Below are 540 nucleotides of genomic sequence, written 5' to 3'. Positions count from 1 at the left end.
GAACATCCTGTTGGATACAGTCGAAGAGCTTGAGCTCATTGGCCCAACTGTTGCGCCCAGCGATCTGCTTTTGCGCTTGTTCCACGAAGAACAGCCACGTGTGTACGAGCCGCGTTCTGTCAAATTCGGGTGCACCTGTTCGGAAGCGCGCGTGCGTCAGAGTTTGTCGATCTATTCGATGAAAGACATCGAAAAGATGACCACGGATGATGGTCGTGTTACTGCGGATTGTCAGTTCTGCGGGGCGCATTATGTGCTCGATCCGGGCACACTTGGGTTTGATAACGAAGCGAACCCGGATGCTTGACCGCGCACTAGCTGCGCTCGACCTTGCAAATGGCGGGTCTTCAGATTTCGATCTGAACAAAGATGTCGTTCTTCCCGACGCGCGAAAACTTCGCCCGGCGGGTGTACTTGTTTTGCTGGCCGAGAAAGACAGTGCTTGGCATGTCTACCTCACCAAGCGTTCCTCTGCGCTCAAGCACCATCCAGGGCAAATTGCATTTCCGGGCGGCAAGCAGGACGACGCCGATGCCGATA

Annotated in this window: 1 protein-coding gene and 1 pseudogene; both read left to right on the top strand. The window is 54.8% G+C overall.

Features of this window, described 5'->3' with window-relative positions; all coding sequences use genetic code 11:
• The coding region (locus tag ACPGUT_RS16175; RefSeq protein WP_423993138.1) for an Hsp33 family molecular chaperone HslO at window positions 1-307 on the top strand (307 nt) is incomplete at its 5' end.
• Window positions 300-540: pseudogene (locus ACPGUT_RS16170) on the top strand (CoA pyrophosphatase); the annotation flags it as partial. The gene ACPGUT_RS16175 and the pseudogene ACPGUT_RS16170, both read left to right, overlap by 8 nt.

The organism is Halocynthiibacter sp., assembly GCF_049608145.1.
Classification (GTDB): Bacteria; Pseudomonadota; Alphaproteobacteria; order Rhodobacterales; family Rhodobacteraceae; genus Halocynthiibacter.
This window is presented reverse-complemented; position numbering and strand designations above follow the sequence as displayed.